This window comes from Telluribacter humicola, from assembly GCF_017355935.1.
Classification (GTDB): domain Bacteria; phylum Bacteroidota; class Bacteroidia; order Cytophagales; family Spirosomataceae; genus Telluribacter; species Telluribacter humicola.
Genome location: NZ_JAFIQT010000008.1, coordinates 147,249 through 163,900 on the forward strand (window position 1 = coordinate 147,249; position 16,652 = coordinate 163,900).

General features: G+C 51.1%; 12 protein-coding genes. 4 read left to right on the forward strand and 8 right to left on the reverse strand.

Annotation, left to right across the window (positions count from 1 at the left end; translation table 11 throughout):
- Positions 1–60: 60 nt before the first annotated feature.
- The 3 genes from JUB14_RS24575 to thrA all read right to left on the reverse strand — a co-directional run bounded on the left by JUB14_RS24575 (position 61) and on the right by thrA (position 3,933).
- Positions 61–387, reverse strand: a complete 327-nt coding sequence (locus JUB14_RS24575) for a HesB/IscA family protein (protein ID WP_207509511.1) — start codon at positions 385–387, stop codon at positions 61–63.
- Positions 388–509: 122 nt separating this feature from the next.
- Entirely contained in the window at positions 510–1,448 is a 939-nt protein-coding gene (locus JUB14_RS24580; protein ID WP_207509512.1) for a homoserine kinase, read from the reverse strand.
- A gap of 22 nt (positions 1,449–1,470) precedes the next feature.
- Positions 1,471–3,933, reverse strand: a complete 2,463-nt coding sequence (gene thrA / locus JUB14_RS24585; RefSeq protein WP_207509513.1) for a bifunctional aspartate kinase/homoserine dehydrogenase I — start codon at positions 3,931–3,933, stop codon at positions 1,471–1,473.
- A 244-nt stretch (positions 3,934–4,177) separates the two neighbouring features.
- Here thrA and JUB14_RS24590 point away from each other — a divergent pair, with 244 nt between their 5' ends.
- Entirely contained in the window at positions 4,178–5,458 is a 1,281-nt protein-coding gene (locus JUB14_RS24590) for an MFS transporter (protein WP_207509514.1), read from the forward strand.
- A 28-nt stretch (positions 5,459–5,486) separates the two neighbouring features.
- Here JUB14_RS24590 and JUB14_RS24595 read toward each other — a convergent pair whose 3' ends face one another.
- Both JUB14_RS24595 and JUB14_RS24600 read right to left on the reverse strand, forming a co-directional pair.
- The gene (locus JUB14_RS24595) at positions 5,487–6,224 is read right to left on the reverse strand and encodes a hypothetical protein (RefSeq protein WP_207509515.1); all 738 of its coding nucleotides are present in this window, start codon (positions 6,222–6,224) and stop codon (positions 5,487–5,489) included.
- A 1-nt stretch (position 6,225) separates the two neighbouring features.
- Positions 6,226–7,815, reverse strand: coding sequence for an McrB family protein (locus JUB14_RS24600; RefSeq protein WP_207509516.1), 1,590 nt, complete (start codon positions 7,813–7,815; stop codon positions 6,226–6,228).
- A 181-nt stretch (positions 7,816–7,996) separates the two neighbouring features.
- Between JUB14_RS24600 and JUB14_RS24605 the strand changes: the two genes are divergently transcribed.
- Positions 7,997–8,245, forward strand: a complete 249-nt coding sequence (locus JUB14_RS24605; RefSeq protein WP_207509517.1) for a hypothetical protein — start codon at positions 7,997–7,999, stop codon at positions 8,243–8,245.
- Positions 8,246–8,258: 13 nt separating this feature from the next.
- Here JUB14_RS24605 and JUB14_RS24610 read toward each other — a convergent pair whose 3' ends face one another.
- Positions 8,259–11,210: an FAD-binding and (Fe-S)-binding domain-containing protein gene (locus JUB14_RS24610; RefSeq protein WP_207509518.1), complete on the reverse strand. Its 2,952-nt coding sequence runs from the start codon at positions 11,208–11,210 to the stop codon at positions 8,259–8,261.
- A gap of 157 nt (positions 11,211–11,367) precedes the next feature.
- Between JUB14_RS24610 and JUB14_RS24615 the strand changes: the two genes are divergently transcribed.
- Both JUB14_RS24615 and JUB14_RS24620 read left to right on the forward strand, forming a co-directional pair.
- A complete protein-coding gene (locus JUB14_RS24615; protein WP_207509519.1) occupies positions 11,368–12,855 on the forward strand; it encodes a TlpA family protein disulfide reductase in 1,488 nt (495 codons plus the stop codon).
- A gap of 83 nt (positions 12,856–12,938) precedes the next feature.
- Positions 12,939–14,258 carry a porin gene (locus tag JUB14_RS24620; protein ID WP_229368237.1) on the forward strand — a complete coding sequence of 440 codons (1,320 nt, stop codon included), beginning with the start codon at positions 12,939–12,941 and terminating at the stop codon, positions 14,256–14,258.
- Between the two features lie 92 nt (positions 14,259–14,350).
- On the opposite strand, the gene JUB14_RS24625 is transcribed toward JUB14_RS24620, so the two are convergent.
- Positions 14,351–14,929: a DUF4136 domain-containing protein gene (locus JUB14_RS24625; protein WP_207509520.1), complete on the reverse strand. Its 579-nt coding sequence runs from the start codon at positions 14,927–14,929 to the stop codon at positions 14,351–14,353.
- A 390-nt stretch (positions 14,930–15,319) separates the two neighbouring features.
- A complete protein-coding gene (locus tag JUB14_RS24630) occupies positions 15,320–16,555 on the reverse strand; it encodes a DUF6786 family protein (protein WP_229368239.1) in 1,236 nt (411 codons plus the stop codon).
- Positions 16,556–16,652 lie beyond the last annotated feature (97 nt).

Consider the following 16,652-nt stretch of genomic DNA (forward strand, 5'->3'; position numbering starts at 1 on the left):
ACGCTTTAAATCACACTTAATCAAAAATAAAAAGCTCGCCGGATGGATCCGGCCAATATTTTATACTGCGAAGCTTTCCCCGCATCCGCAGGTACGCGAAGCGTTAGGGTTGACAAATTGGAATCCTTTGCCATTTAAGCCATCGCTAAAATCTAACGTGGTACCAGCCAGGTACAGGATACTCTTTTTGTCTACCACGATTTTGATGCCTTTGTCTTCAAATACCATGTCAGTAGGCTTGTACTCTGAATCGAACTCAAGGTTATACATGAGGCCTGAGCAGCCACCACCTACTACACCAACGCGGATATGATTTACGTCCGCACGGCCCTCCTCGTTACGGAGTTCTAATATTTTATCTTTAGCCTTATCAGTTACTGTTACCATCGTCTGAGCAATTATTCGTCTTACCTTCAGTAGTAATAACTTTTTTTTGGAGAGTAAAGTTCAGTTGCCGGATCGTTTAATAGAGCTTTTTAGCCTCTGGATTAGACTATATGGCTATATACTTAATTCTTTTCCAATAGCTTAGGGCCTTCCTTATTAATAGCCGAAACGTGCATCTTACTGCCGATACCAGCCTGCTCAAAGGCGTTCTGCATAGCCTTGCCAATGCGCTCAGCGTCGCTGCGGCTTCGGCTTAGAGCAAACATAGAGGGACCCGCACCCGAAATGCTGCACCCAAGGGCTCCGTTGTCAATAGCGGCCTGCTTTACCTCGTTGAACTCCGGGATCAGGATAGCGCGCACGGGCTCAATGATCACATCAACCATAGAACGGCTGATCAGATCGAAGTCTTCCTTCATGAGTCCGGTGATGAGTCCGGCTACATTACCCATTTGTGAAATGGTATTTTTGAGCGATACCTCGTTGCGAAGGATGTAACGGGCATCTTTGGTATTGACTTCAATATCGGGGTGTACCAGCGTACAGTGCAGGCTAGAGGGTACCGGAACGGTGAATACATCCAGCGGATTATAGCTCCGGATCACGACAAAGCCACCCAGCAGCGAAGGACCCACGTTATCAGCGTGGGCTGATCCGCAGGCGATGCGCTCACCTTCAATGGCAAAGGGTAGGAGTTGCTCACGCGTAAAGGGCTGATCAAGCAGCTCGTTAATGGCAAACACACCGGCTACGGCACTGGCCGCGCTGGACCCCATACCGCTGCCTAGCGGCATGTTTTTATGAAGCGTTACCTCACAGCCTACGTCCAGCCGATTCAGCTTATTCAGGAAGTGCTGCATCACTACCGTCACGGCGTTACGCGAGGCATCGCGGGGAAGCCGGCCTTCGTCACCCGTTATGTCAGCAATGACAATACCGGGCTCATCGCGCCGACGTACCTCTACGATATCGCCGGGTTCATCCACGGCAAAGCCAAATATGTCAAATCCGCAGGCTACGTTGGCAACGGTAGCGGGGGCGAAGGCTTTTATGTAATTCATGTGTTTGGTCAGGTCTGCTCTATTACCCCAGATAGCTACTGATACTCATAATGTCGGCAAATACGCCCGAAGCTGTAACCTCGGCACCCGCACCGGGGCCTTTTACAACCAGGGGACGATCCTTATAGCGCTCCGTTGTGAATGATACAATGTTATCACTGCCGGATAAAGTATAGAAGGGATGCTGCGGCCCTACGGTACGTAGCTCTACTTTTGCTTCACCATCTTCAAGGGTTGCTATGTACCTGAGTACTTCACCCTTAGCCTGAGCACTGGCTAATAGCCCTTCAAAATACTCGTTGGAGGCTTCCAGCTCAGCGAAGAAAGCTTCCACGCTGGGGGCTTTCAGACAATTATCGGGAAGTAGCTGGGCTACGCTGACATCTTCCGGTTCGAGGGGTACACCTACTTCACGCGACAGGATCAGGATCTTACGGGCTACGTCGGTACCGCTCAGGTCGTCGCGCGGATCAGGCTCGGTATAGCCTTTGGCTTTGGCATCACGCACCACATCCACAAAGCGGACACCGGACTTGAAGTTGTTGAATATGTAGGAAAGGGTACCGGAGACAATAGCTTCTATCTTCAGAAACTTATCACCGCTGGCCATCAGTCCCTGAATGGTATTTATAATGGGTAGTCCGGCTCCTACGTTGGTTTCGTAGAGGAACTTCACCCCCCGCTGCAGGGCTGTCCGCTGCAGGCGCAGGTACTCGTCGTAACGTCCGGAGTTGGCCACCTTGTTGGGAGTTACTACCGAAATGCTGGCGTCGAGGAGCGTTTCGTAGTAGCGTACTATGTCCTTATCGGAGGTACAGTCCACAAATACACTGTTGGGCAGGTTCAGCTCCTTGATACGCTGTACAAAGGCAGGCAGGCTGGTTTTGACGCCCTGTTCGGCCAGTTGGTCACGCCAGTCTTTCAGCGAAACGCCTTCCGGGTAAAGCAGCATTCTCCTGGTATTGGACAAGCCTATGACATTCACGATCAGCAGTTTTTCGGTGCGGAGGTATTTTTCCTGGTCGCAGAGCTGCTTGAGTAGGGTACTACCTATCAGTCCGACACCCACTATGAAGAGGTTGAGGGAGCGGGTCTCGGACTGAAAAAAAACCCCGTGTATAGCGTTTAGCGCTTTCGACAGGTCATTCTTGGAGATAACTACTGATATATTCAACTCAGATGATCCCTGAGCGGTAGCTATCACGTTGATACCGTTTTTTCCAAGTACTGAGAAGAGCTTGCCGGATACACCGGTACTCTTCTTCATCCCTTCACCCACAATAGCCACGATAGAAACATTCTTCTCGATACTGATGCTGTCAATATCTCCGGTGGCAATTTCAGCTTCAAATTCTTTCTCCAGTACCTCACGCGCCCGGTCAGAGTTGCGGGGGTCGATAGTGAAGCAGATAGAGTGCTCCGATGAAGCCTGTGAGATCAGAATAACACTTATATTATTGACAGAAAGCGCCGTAAACAGGCGGGCCGATATACCAGCCACCCCGATCATACCACTACCCTGTACGTTGACCATAGCGGTATCATCAATGGATGATATACCTGTGATAGCGTAGGCGTAGTCTTTGCTGTTAGCTGTACGGCTAACGAGGGTGCCTTCAAAATCGCGATTAAAGGTGTTAAGTACTTTAAGAGGTATATTTTTGGCAAAAGCCGGCTGTAAGCTAGGGGGATAAATTACTTTAGCCCCGAAGTGCGACAGTTCCATGGCTTCAGCGTACGAAATCGAAGGAATCGTAAAAGCATTAGGTACCTTACGCGGATCGGCCGTCATCATGCCATCTACGTCCGTCCATATTTCAATGACTTCGGCATCGAGGGCTGCTCCAAAGATAGAAGCCGTGTAGTCCGAGCCTCCGCGTCCGAGTGTGGTCGTGATTCCATCCGCCGTAGAGGACACAAAACCAGTAATGCACTGTAGGGCGCTGCTCTTGGCAAAGTGCTCAAGAATAAGGCGATCCGTAGTGGCGAAGTCTACCTCGGCCATACCAAAGTAGGCGTTAGTCCTGACCATCAGACGTGCGTCGCAGTATTCTGCAGCTACTCCTCTGTGCTTGAGGGCTTCGGTAATGATAGTCGTAGACAGCCTCTCCCCAAAGCTCATGATCAGGTCGAGGGTACGTGGGGTAAGTTCGCGGATAAGGTACACCCCGCGAAGCAAGTCTTCCAGTTCGTTCACCAGCCCTTTGACGGTGGCAAAGGTACTGCTCTGGCTTTTTACACCGATCAGTCCGCGGATGGTAGTGAAGTGTCTTTCTTCTACCGCTTTCATCAGATCAAGGTACTCCCCATTTCCGGCGGCGGCCATTCGGCCTATCTCGATGAGCCGGTTCGTGACGCCTCCCATCGCTGAGAATACCACCGCAATGCGCTCACCCTGCGCAAGATTATCTTCCAGAATACTGATTACCTGCTTGATGCTGTCAACCGTACCGACCGACGTACCGCCAAATTTGAGAACTTTCATTAATTACTGATAGCGAAATGAAAAAATAGCTTCAGACCAGGCCTTACAAGTGGCCAATCCGGCTGCAAATATAGTAATTCGTAGGCTGTCAGGACGAAGCGGGCCAAAAACTATAAGGATTCGACGTATTTAGTTTTGGAAAAAATAAAGATATTAGAGATTTGGGGAGCAGGTACTTCCGGTACCTCGCCACTCGATCATGTTCTGCCCTATTCTCTGCCTCCCTTAATCTGACCTGATACCTATGCTGTACCGCTACCGAGTGCTGATCTTCTTGTTTTCGCTCTCCATGATTACCTACCTCGACCGGGTGTGTATATCGGTAGTGGGTAAGCGGATGAAAGATGACATGGACCTGACCAATGAGCAGTTCGGCTGGATACTGGGAGCTTTCTCGCTGGCGTATGCCCTGTTTGAAGTACCTACCGGTGCCCTCGGTGATTGGTTAGGGCCACGAAAGGTCTTGCTGCGGGTGGTATTGTGGTGGTCGGTATTTACCGCGCTCACTGGTGTCGCTTCTGGACTCATCATGCTTATTGCTATTCGCTTCCTGTTCGGAATGGGCGAGGCGGGGGCTTATCCCAATAGCTCCATTGTCATCGCCCGCTGGTTTCCAGCCGTCGAGACGGGGCGGGCGCAGGCTTTTATATGGGCGGCAGGGCGACTGGGCGGTGCTTTGGCTCCTCTGGTGGTGGTACCGCTGGCGGCTTCACTGGGCTGGCGGGCATCGTTCTGGGTAATGGGTCTGATTGGGGTGGTGTGGGCAGTGGTGTGGTACCAGTGGTTCAGAGACTTTCCGCGCGAGAAAAAGGGCATCTCCGAAAATGAACTGGCCTACATTCAGGAGCATCGGCGCTTTCGCGTACAGGCGCACGGACTGGCATGGGGCGCCCTGCTGCGGAGTCGCAACCTATGGGCGCTCGTACTGATGTTCCACTTCTACATGTACGGAGCGTACTTCTTTTACAGCTGGTTACCCATCTACCTGCAGGAGGGGCGCCAATTTACCGAAAATGAAATGCAGTTCTTTACCACACTTCCTTTCATCTCAGGAGCTATCGGGTGTTTCATGGGAGGCTTTATCAGCGACTGGCTGGTGAAGCGCTTCGGGTTGCGCATAGGCCGGGCCAGTGTAGGAATGGTAGGCATGGGTTTGTCGAGCCTGGTGATGTGGGTTTCGGCTCTTTCAGAAGATAACCTTACGGCGGCCTATCTGCTGTCGGCGGGGATGCTGTTTAAAGACCTGACCTTACCCGTATCCTTCGCGGTATGTGTGGATATTGGTAAAAGCCGGGCCGGAACGGTGTCCGGTACCATGAATATGATCGGGCAGTTGGGAGGCTTTTTTCTGGCGGTGTTCTTTGGGAGAATTGTGGATCTGTCCGGTGACTACAACTATCCGCTCTACATCATAGGTACCCTGCTCGGCTTCAGCAGTCTGCTGTGGCTGGTGATTGATCCAACGCAGGAACTGTGGGAGCATGAGCAAACGCAGAAAGTGGATACAGGGCTGCTGGATGGCTAAACCAATACATTTTATAGATAAGGATAATTTAGAACTCAAAGACCAGCCCCGCTCCGGTATTGAGTACTCCTATAAAGCGCCACTTGCTCTGTAGGGATTTGATAGGGCCTATATCGCCTACTATTGCGTAAGTCGGTACATCTTTAAAGTACATATTGGAACCGATCCATTGGCCTGTGATCTGGAAACGGAGCCGGTTCGATATAGGTACACTAGCACTACCCCCAGCGCCATACCCCAACGCTTTAGTACTGCCTTGTGCTACCCGGGCCTCCACCGGATTACGCCCCGTGGAGGAGGTGCCAATAACCGATAGCCCCGGTGATCTGGCAAATGCCACTCCTAGCTGTACGTGCCCTTCCAGCATGACAGGACCCGTGCGAAGATACACCGCAGGGCCAGCCAGTACCGAACCAAAAAGCCACTTGGTTACATCGGTCTGCCAGGTATAGGTATCCCTGTTGGGGAGCAGAATACTGTATTGTTCTATGAGGGGATCCGCGTTGGTTTTGTTTATATTCAGGCTTCCTGACAGGCGTACACCCAACCAGGAGCTAAAACGTTGTTCGTAGCTAAGCTCACCAAAGTATCCTGAACCCGCCAGACCCGCTTCCGGGTCGCTGAACTGCTTGCTGGCAAATTTGCCGATGGGAATGCTGTAACCGCCAGAGAAAGAAATAGCGCGAGGAGCTGTACTTTGTGCCCATCCGCTTGTGGTTATGCCAAAGAAAAGGATGGCGTACAGTAAATGGACAGGTGGACGCATACTAGCTGACAGGTTTTTGGTATATGTACAGAAATGCTTCTTTAGGTACCTGATCGTACTCCTTTCGGGTCAGGAAAGGGTTGATTTCGTACAGGTAAGGCTCGTTGTGATGAAGGACTTCTTCACCAAAGAGCTCGCGCTCGGGCAGGGTAATACGGCGCACCAGTTGCTCATTAAACGATTTTCCCCAACGTATGTTGTCGCCCAGTACAAGCTGTATTTTTTCCCAGTCGTCATAAAAGTACTCCCGAAGCAGGGGGATGATCTTCATTCTGAATACCTCACACAGCCCCGCGTACGACTGGACCGGCAACAGATAAGCGTGCCCCAGCGTATGATCCCGGTCGTAGAGGGCTTCGATGCGCTGGTTGATGGTGGCTAAAAGCTGCCGCAAGTCTATGCCCTCAATAGTACGTCCGGCCAGTAGCTCCGGTTCGGGAGCATACTCTTCAAAGTCAAAACGGCGACGCAGGGCCGTATCCAGCAGGGCGATGGAGCGATCGGCTGTATTCATACTTCCGGCTACATAGAGGTTGGCCGGTATGCCAAAGCGGCCCCGCGAGTAGGGAAGCTGAACACTCTGCTCATAGGTACTTCCCAACCTTTTGTCCGGTTCAAGCAGGGTGATCAGTTCGCCCAGTACGGCTGACACGTTGGCGCGGTTGATTTCATCAATCACCAGCAGCACCGGTTCGGCTTCGGCAAAGCGCTGGCGTCGGTTGTCAGAGGTATCACTCAGGCAGCCCTCAAAAGAACTGTAACCTGCTTTGCGAAGCGCCTCCAGACAGGCTTCGTAGAAAATGCCCTTTTTGATCTGGTAGCTTACCTGACCACCAACTACCTCGGGTCGGATACCTTCCATAAACTCCTCGTAGCTAAATGAGGGGTGGAACGTAACGGAGTAGTGGCTTTTCACCTCCTGCATCAGCTGCTGTAAACGGTAGGTTTTGCCCGTGCCCGGCGGGCCAAACAGGATGTAGTTGAGCGGGATACTGAGTTGGGTTCGGGTCTTGGACGAAACATAGCTTTCGCTGCGCTCTTCTACCTGACTGGCAGCTCGATCGTCGTCGGTACTGGCTGGATTACTTACCCGCATGAGTAGTTCACCCCGAAAAGCTTCGTCCATGGCGGCCCGGTAAGCCGAGTCGTTGTGGTGGTCCCGCTTAGGGCTTTGGGCCATCTTTTCGGCTATTTCATTGATGCAGTCCTGCCATGCCTTCTGGACCAGCGGGTTTTCGATCCAGTGTTTCTGCTCGTAGGGGATCTGCAGGTGTATATACCGGCTGCTTCTGGTAAAATTGACGAATGAAAACTGATTTAATTCGGAGAGTTGGATGCTGCCATCGTGCTTAATCAGTAGCAAAAGGTGCACGCCTTTTTCGCGCCGGATGGCCAGAGCAATGTTGGAATTTACGTTGGCCGATATCATTTTATCCTTGCGGACTACGATGGCCAGACGGTTATCATTTTCAGAAAGACTATGGTACTCAATCAGGTCGTGGAGCAATTTGAAAAAGATACGGCAGGCTTCGGGCTGGTTGATTTCCCGCAGTTTTTTGATCAGTTGTTCTCTCTCTTCGTCTTTAGGCATAGTCTGTATTACCAATTGGTGAGCCAATATACACAAAAACCTACTGCTCTTACCAAGCGGCTTTTAAGGCCATCCAGTGGATAAATTTCTACATTCCATCCTAAAACGAATGCGCCATTACCGTGGGTATCTATTGGTACGGAATTATTGCATACCTAATCAGAAAACACAGACTATTGATATGGACAGGAACGAAATGAACAAAGAAACCCATGCGACCAAAAGCACCGCCAGTACCAGAAGAATCTGGATCTGGGTGATTGGCGCAGGGATTATCTTATCGGCGATTGCTCACTTTGGCGGATGGTTCTATCATGATCTTGATATGACTCCTACCACAACACCACAAGAGGAAATTGTACCCTCGGATACAGTCAGGGGAGACGTAATTGTAAATCCGGATACGTCGGCTACCGATGTACGACGGTAGCACCTTATGGGTGCTACCTTAGCGCTTCCCACAGAATCTCCACCGGATGTAAGGCTTTACGTCCGGTTCCGTCCTTAATCTGATGGCGACAACTCGTGCCCGGGGCTGCAATAATGACCTCTTCGGGTTGTTGACGTACCGTTGGAAAAAGTACCAGTTCACCAATTTTCATTGAGACATCATAATGCTCTGCTTCGTACCCAAATGATCCGGCCATACCACAGCAGCCGGACGGAATAAGCTGTACATCATAGTTTGCTGGCAACGAAAGAGCCTTCTTAGCGGGCACCAGCGAGGAGAGAGCCTTCTGGTGGCAATGTCCGTGTAATTTGATAAGTCGCTTTTCAGTCGTGAAAGCGTCTTTTTTTATGCGCTTCCCTTCTATTTCACGGGCTATAAATTCTTCGAACAGCAGGCTATGTTCCGCTATGCGGCGCGCGTCTTCAACCAGGTGCTCCGGCATCAGGTCCAGGTACTCATCACGGAACGTCAGGATAGCCGAGGGCTCTATACCAATCAGTGGAGTATCCGCTGTAATCAGCTCTTTCAGCAGCTCTACATTCTGAATAGCGATCTGCTGGGCTTCCTTTACAAACCCTTTGGAAAGATAAGTCCTGCCTGACTCGCTATGCTGGGGAATGATTACCTCGTACCCTAGCTTTTCGAGCAGGAGTACTGTTTTCTGCCCTATTTCTACATCATTATAATCCGTAAACTCATCACAGAATAGATATACCTTGCCGGAAGGGCTGCTTTCTGAATTCTTCCGGTGCTGCTTGTACCAGTTGCGTAGGGTAGTAGAGGCCAGGGCAGGCATGGTACGGTCAGGGTGGAAGCCGACGGTGCGGTTAGCTACGCGTCGCAGGGCCGGATTTCCAAATACAGCGTTATACGCCCAGGGAGCCAGGGAAGCCAGCTTCATTTGCTTAGTGAAGTTAGCGATGAGCTTAGCCCGGGCGGGTGCTCCGTGTTTGTCGTACTGCTGCTGGGTAAACTCGGCCTTCATCTTACCTACATCTACCGTAGAAGGACACTCGGCCTTGCAACCCTTGCACGAGAGGCACAGGTCCAGCGTTTCCTTCACCATATCCGCACTGGTAGCATCCTCCTTGGGACTGGGCCATGCAGTATAGAACTGCCGCAGCATGTTAGCGCGGGCGCGTGTGGTATCTTTTTCGCTGCGGGTGGCCATAAAGCTGGGGCACATGGTACCCCCGCTTAGTTGTGACTTTCGGCAGTCACCGGAGCCGCTGCACTTTTCGGCCAGGCGCAGTATACTTTCGTCTTTGGAGAAGTCAAAGGTAGTCTTGGGGGCGGGGGCCGCGTAGTCGGGAAGGTACCGGAGCGACTCGTTCATAGGTGGCGTGTCGACGATTTTGTTAGCGTTGAATACCCCGTTAGGGTCCCAGATACGCTTTACCTGCCGGAACATCTCGTATACCTCCTCGCCCATCATGAAGGGGATAAACTCGCCCCGCAGGCGTCCGTCGCCGTGCTCGCCCGAGAGGGCACCGTTGTACTTCTTGACCAAAACGGCTGTATCCGCCAGTACCTGTCTGAACTGTTGCTTGCCTTCGCTGGTCTTGAGGTTGATCATGGGCTCTACGTGCAGCTCGCCGGCTCCCGCGTGGGCGTAGTAGGAGGCATGCAGGCCGTGCCGGGTCAGTAGTTGCTCCACATCCGCTATGTAGTCAGGTAGGTCCTCAACGGCCACGGCGCAGTCTTCAATAAGGTTGACGGGCTGGGTGTCGCCGGGTAGGTTACGGATCAGGCCGAGGCCTGCCTTACGAATATCCCAGGCTTTAGTGGCGTCGGCTCCGAACAGGAGCGGATGAGCGTAGCCCAGCTGTTCCTGTTGCAGGTCGGCAATAAGAGATACGGCTTTCTGCTTGACTTCCTCTTCGGTATCTCCCCAAAACTCCACCATCAGCAGGGCCGCCGGGTCGCCTTCCAGGAAGAAGCGGTTCTTGGAGTACTCGTGGTGATCTTTGGTGAAGTCCATGATGTACTTGTCCACTAACTCGGAGGCCTTGGGCTGGTGCTTCATAGCTACACGGTTGACGTGCAGAGCTTCGGCCAGCGTGGTAGTATGCACGCACAGTACCCCTACGGCAGCCGGAGGGACATCTACCAGTCCTATCTTTATTTCTGTGACAAAGCAGAGGGTACCTTCTGAACCGGCTATGAGGTGACACAGGTTGATGTTTTGGTTCTCGAAACCCTTCACCAGGGCATCCAGAGCATAGCCGGAGTTGCGGCGCGTGACGGTGGGCTTCGGAAACTGCTTTTTGATCAGTTCCTGATCCACCGGGTTGGACAGCATGCCCCACATACCCGCGTAGATGGCCTGTTCGCGCTTGCTGTTGGCTCCTTTATCGGCTAGTTTTTTAACAAAGTCTCCTGTACTGAGGTTATGAAAGGTGGCCTCACTACCGTCCGACAGCAGGACTTTTACTTCCAGCAGATGGTCGCGGGTGGTGCCCCAGGTGATGGAGTGTAGTCCGCAGGAGTTATTCCCAACCATTCCCCCGATCATAGCGCGGTTGGCGGTAGAGGTTTCCGGTCCAAACAAGAGCCCGTAGGGTGCCAGGTGCTTGTTAAGATCGTCACGAATAACGCCCGGTTGTACGCGTACCCACTTCTCCTCCGCATTGATTTCCAGTATCTGACCAAAGTACTTTGATATATCCACCACGATGCCTTTCCCAACTACCTGTCCGGCCAGTGATGTACCAGCCGCCCGTGGAATGAGCGTTACCTTTTGCTTATTGGCGAAGTCAATAAGACGACGAATATCTTCCACCGTACGGGGAAGTGCTACGGCGAGGGGGAGCTCCTGATAGACAGAGGCATCCGTAGCGTACAGGTGGCGCTGCGCCTGGTGCAGGGTAGAGTCGTCGTAGTAGAGCTCACCTTCAAAAGCGGACCGAAGGGTATTAAACTGGAACAGGGATACGCGGTTCATGTACTATCTGAATGATTGCTTATGCAAAAGTAATAGGGGCGGCGCCATTTTAGACGGGCCTACAGGTCAAAGATCGCTATATACGCCACATAACTACGCTGGCAAACTTTTTTTATTACAGCAGCTACTAAACAACAACCTTACGTACAGGATCTATATGAAAATCAACAAAGCGATTCTGGCTCTGCTGAGCCTGCTGGCCGGGTCTGCGACCTGGGCTCAAAACATAGCCCGCGTGACTGTAACAGCGCCGGATGGCCTGAATCAGAAGGTGTCCTTAACGGCAGAGCGGGTCAAGTTCCATGAGACACTGGGTATGGGCCTGGCCGATACGGAGTTTGATAACCTGGGAGTAGTGGACCTTAGTACCCAGAATAACGGAGTGTTTGACATCAAACTGGATCAGCCAACTCTGGTACGGATGACCCTGCCTCCATCGGGTGCCGCCGGTGGCTCTAACGAGGGGAGAACGCAGCTCCTGTACCTGAAACCGGGTGATAACCTGACGGTAAAACTAAATGCTGACCGGAGCATGGAGTTTTTGGGTAACAGTGCTGCATACCAGCAGCTCCTGCGCGACTACTACCGCGAAAACCATTTCCAGTACCTGCCGGCTTATGGCTATAAGCCTACGCAGGTAGATAACCAGGCCATCCTGAAGCAGAGTGATAGCCTGCAGCAGCTACGCCGGACCCGCTACAACGAGTTTAAGTCATCCACCAATGTAGACAAAGCCTTTGATGCGTACGTGCAGGCGGCCTCTATGACGGAGCCTTATCTATTACAGGCACTGGTGATGGACCGCGACATGCGTAAGAACCGTCCGGTGAAGCTGACAGCCGACGAGCAGAAGAAGCTAACAGAACTCACTCTGCAGAATTTTAAACTTATGCCCGATGAGGCACTGATCAGCCAGACCTACCGCAACGAGCTGCGAAACTGGATACAACTACAGGCTACTCAGGGGGCACAGGGCAGTACCGAAGGGCATAATGCGCTGAGTCAGCAGGCGTTGCAAAAGGCGTATCAACTAACGCAGGAGAAACTTAAAGACTACCCCCGCCAGCGGGAGTACCTCTCGACTTACTGGCTCAACCTGGCCAGTACAGCCTATCCGACCACGCAGACCGCCCGTACCATTCTGGCTGACTACCGGAAAGCCTATCCGCAGTCTCAGCAGATCGCTTACTTTGAAGATTGGCTTAACACCAGAGACCAGCTCAAAGATGGTACCATGGCTCCGGATGTAGCTTTAATGGGTGTAGATAGTACCCCAGTTTCTATAAGCAGTCTAAAGGGAAATCCGATGGTACTGGCTTTTGCCTTCAATCTGAAACAGCACGAGCCATCCCTGAAAGCGCTGGAAGAAAGCTATAAGGATAAGGTTAACTTTGTATATGTGAGTGTGGCACCGGGCATTCCCTTCACTACCTGGAAAAAGTACGCTGAGGCGCGTCCGGGGGTAATGCACCTGTGGGCATCTCCAAAGGCTATTGAAGAGCTGAAAGATAAGTATGCCATAACGCCCAATCATCCGTTCGTACTGATCGATGCGCAGGGCCATATCGCCAACCGCTGGATACCAATGGGCTTTCCCGAAAGTAAGGTGCTGAAGACTGAACTCGATAGGGTAGCCGGAAAGTAGATAATAAGGCTACCTTCGTATCTTCGATCAACGATGGGTGTAGTACATTATTCAGCGTCTGACTCCACTATGATACACTTATAATGAAGCTTAGTTATATAAAGTACTTAGGCAGGATAGCTGCGCTGAGTTTTCTGGTAAGCGTCTTGCTGAGCCAGAAAAGCTCAGCGCAGTTTATTATGGATGACTTTACGGATACTACCAAGTACCAGTCGGCTCTTTTTGCCATTTATAAACAAAGCGACCGTCTGCGGTTTAGTGGCTACATCCAGCCGCAATTCCAGATAGCTCAGTCCAAAGGAGCACCCAGCTACAACGGAGGCGATTTTCCGGAGGGAGTAAGCAACCGGTTCATGATCCGGCGGGGGAGGCTGCGTGTCGACTATTCACACTTCAATAAGCAGGGGCAGCCGACGGTATTTTTTGTTTTTCAGTTTGACGGTACCGAACGGGGCGTTGTAGTCAGAGACTTTTTCGGGCAGTTTTATGAGAATAAGTGGAGTGTTCTGAACCTGACCACGGGTATATTTCCCAGACCCTTCGGCTATGAAGTGAATCTGAGCTCGGCCAGGCGCGAGTCGCCGGAGCGGGGACGTATGTCTCAGATACTTATGCGCACCGAACGTGATCTGGGAGCCAGATTATCTTTTGAGGCCCAGGAGGATGATTATCCGCTGGATTTTCTTAGGGTGGATCTGGGGGTATTTAACGGACAAGGGCTGACGGCTACAACGGACTTTGACAGCCGCAAAGACGTAGTTGGGCGGGTCATGCTGAAACCAATGGAGGTGTGGCCGCGAGTGGTTATCTCGGCGGGTACTTCGGTGTTGTACGGAGGTATGGAGCAGTTTACCAATGAGATCTACCGGATGGGCAGAGACGGGTACCGGCTTGATGCTTCTCCTGATAACGTCGGAAAGATAGCGCCCCGGCACTACTACGGTGGCGACATACAGATCAAGTTTTTGTCTGAAAGAGCCGGTACCGAACTGCGGGCGGAGTACATTACCGGTACCCAGACATCCACCCGAACTACCTCCGAAACTCCAAGTCAGATTCCCGAGTTTAGCAATGGCCTGAGGGCTCCGCTGTTTATCCGGCCCTTCGATGGAGCATACTTTTACTTCCTGCAGACCCTGTTCCATCCGGAGCACCAACTGGTGCTCAAGTACGACTGGTACGACCCTAATACTGAGGTTGCGGGTACTGACATTGGTACTGGATTTACGGGGGCCGATGTTTCGTTTCGTACTCTAGGATTAGGGTATAACTACTACGCTACGGATAACCTTCGTTTTCTGCTGTACTACGATTTCGTAAAAAATGAGAAGACCCAGCTGGATGGCTATCGGGCCGACCTGCGGGATAATATTTTTACCATGCGGGTACAGTATAGTTTCTGAACGGGTGCAGCCTATACATAAAGAGCCCCGGTAGCCATTCAGCTACCGGGGCTCTTTACTTCTATTTATTAAGTTACCTTACCTGATTATGATTATCGGGTAGTATAGGTATCAGCAGTAGCTCCCGGGAATGGGCGCAGAATATCCATAATGATATCTTTGACCATAGTCTGGCGATCATCACGCTTGTTAGCGGGCTTTACTCGTCCGGACGCCCATCCCTGCCATACCATCCTATCCTTTGCCTGATTCTGATAAATATTCAGAATAAAGCGTCCTTCCTGATAATTGTAGGTAGAGATGTTGTTATTCATCGGGCCGTACCACCACCAGTAGGGACCCATATTATTATTGGATCTAACCTGCTGACGGTCTTTTACGTCAGTAAGGTACCGTAATACGATATCCGGATTATTCTGATCCAGTACGTATCCTTTGCTTTGCATTACTTCTGTAATAGCATCACTCAGACGTCTTCTGTTAAGTTCACTGCCCAGGAGGGGGTCTTGCTGCATATCTTTCTCAGCTTCTACCCGGAAGGTTTTAAACTGCTTCAGATTTACCGAGGTATCATAATCATGTTGTACCTGAAAAGATGGACTACAGGCTACCGTTACGGCCCCCACCATCGCTATCATCAGGTATGTTGCTAATTTTCCTGTTCTTTTCATGGGTCTTATTTTAAGTTAATGTACTATCTGGTTTAGTGCCTTAGAAAACACCTATTGTATAAACTCAAAAAACCATTCCATTAGTATACTAATCATTGTTTAACTGCAATTTTGTCAGGTACTTAAAGGGGGTTTTAGGAAGTTTTTTCAGTATCGCACTGGTCGGGATATTCAGCAGTTGGCTGCCTGATTGATATTTAGATTCATCCTGAAATTGTACCCTCACTTTGCACAGCAGTATATTATTCAATGCTTTGGTTTTATGTGCATAAACTAAATAACCTTGCCAAATGGCAAGGTTATTACACGCTGGGACCGAAGTAGGAATATGCCCCTCATGTACATTCTGTCAGTATAAATAGTGAATTGATATAGGTGCTATTGAGAGCTTTATTCGAGCGTGGATAGATCAACGCCCAGTGCCTTAGTGGCTATATCAGCAAGGCTTTTTTTATCACCTTCAAAGTGAAAGGTACTATGGCGGTGGACCAGGCTTTCTCCTTTCTTCAGAGCTTTTACGGATGAGCTAGACTCTAGCTCATAGAAAGGGCCCATCTGCGAGCCGTCTTCCAGCGGACCGTCGTTATAGGCGTTCAGCGCATCACCCTGATAAGGCTCCTGATGAATCTCCCAGCTCGACTTCAGATAATCCCCCTCCGGATTGAGATCATACTGTACGACGGTCAGTATCCCTTTTTCCGCATCGTAGCTCCCGGCTACTGGCCGGGCCGACCGGGGAGCCAAGCCTATCTTGCTACGATACTTTCCATCGGCGCTCAGTAGTACTGCGGTATCAGTCACACGAAGTCGTTCGGTAGGTATCTTTCCGAAGTAGTTGTCCGTCAGGAGTAGTTGGGCGGAGCGTTGTTTGTCAATGGGAGCAATGATGGTTGTTTTCTCCGTGGGTTTGAACATCCCCAGTATCCAGATTCCCAGCAAGCCTCTTTCCCGGGTCCAGTCGTCACCCCGGTTGGTGAGTGTATTTCTGGACTCATAGGCAACCGACTTTACCTGATCGGGCAGCCTGATACCCAGTCTGTCCGCGATAGTACCTTTATCCATCATACTTATTTCCCGTTCGATGTCAAACATAAAGCGGGTACCGCTGTAGTTATCCAGTACTGCACTCTTCCTGAAAAGGGCTGATGAAGCGTTGGATTGAACTACCTCAAAGGGCTCGCTATCGATCAGGGGTGGTGTCTGCCAGTTGTCAAAGGTGAAGGGTTTTCCTTTTTCGAAGTACACCGAATATTGCCCTCCCTCCGGCGACAGCCAGAAGCGCTCTTCACCCCCGTAGGCATTCATGTGCGGGGTATGTTGGCCGCTGCTGATGTGGGCGTAATTAAGCCAGCCGTAGCTGCCCCCAGTGGTACCACCAGATGTACTGGTCATGACGCGCCCCTGGTAATCAGGTACCAGTACGGCCTGTGCCATCGGATTGTCCGGGGCCTGTAAGAGTATGACTTCTTTCTGCTTTTTCAGAAAATCTACATCGTAGCCAAAGGTACCTTCCATAGCGGTTGTGTCCTGTTTAGTGGAGGAGTTAGCGGTGTTGTTCTGGTTTTGGCAGGCGAGCGTACCTATAAGTACCGCTATCGCCATAGTAGGGAGGAAAGCTTTTATCATACATTCCTGTTCAGAGCTATACTACTAAAAGCAGCACAAGGGCTATATATAATAGGAGAGGATGACGTAAGGCTTTTAAAGTACTTGGGAGGAGTAC

What these genes read in the sequence shown, in the direction of transcription:
- JUB14_RS24575 (WP_207509511.1), bottom strand. Translation starts at nt 387, where the DNA reads ATGGTAACAGTAACTGATAAGGCTAAAGATAAAATATTAGAACTCCGT.
- JUB14_RS24580 (WP_207509512.1), bottom strand. Translation starts at nt 1,448, where the DNA reads ATGAATTACATAAAAGCCTTCGCCCCCGCTACCGTTGCCAACGTAGCC.
- thrA (WP_207509513.1), bottom strand. Translation starts at nt 3,933, where the DNA reads ATGAAAGTTCTCAAATTTGGCGGTACGTCGGTCGGTACGGTTGACAGC.
- JUB14_RS24590 (WP_207509514.1), top strand. Translation starts at nt 4,178, where the DNA reads ATGCTGTACCGCTACCGAGTGCTGATCTTCTTGTTTTCGCTCTCCATG.
- JUB14_RS24595 (WP_207509515.1), bottom strand. Translation starts at nt 6,224, where the DNA reads ATGCGTCCACCTGTCCATTTACTGTACGCCATCCTTTTCTTTGGCATA.
- JUB14_RS24600 (WP_207509516.1), bottom strand. Translation starts at nt 7,815, where the DNA reads ATGCCTAAAGACGAAGAGAGAGAACAACTGATCAAAAAACTGCGGGAA.
- JUB14_RS24605 (WP_207509517.1), top strand. Translation starts at nt 7,997, where the DNA reads ATGGACAGGAACGAAATGAACAAAGAAACCCATGCGACCAAAAGCACC.
- JUB14_RS24610 (WP_207509518.1), bottom strand. Translation starts at nt 11,210, where the DNA reads ATGAACCGCGTATCCCTGTTCCAGTTTAATACCCTTCGGTCCGCTTTT.
- JUB14_RS24615 (WP_207509519.1), top strand. Translation starts at nt 11,368, where the DNA reads ATGAAAATCAACAAAGCGATTCTGGCTCTGCTGAGCCTGCTGGCCGGG.
- JUB14_RS24620 (WP_229368237.1), top strand. Translation starts at nt 12,939, where the DNA reads ATGAAGCTTAGTTATATAAAGTACTTAGGCAGGATAGCTGCGCTGAGT.
- JUB14_RS24625 (WP_207509520.1), bottom strand. Translation starts at nt 14,929, where the DNA reads ATGAAAAGAACAGGAAAATTAGCAACATACCTGATGATAGCGATGGTG.
- JUB14_RS24630 (WP_229368239.1), bottom strand. Translation starts at nt 16,555, where the DNA reads ATGATAAAAGCTTTCCTCCCTACTATGGCGATAGCGGTACTTATAGGT.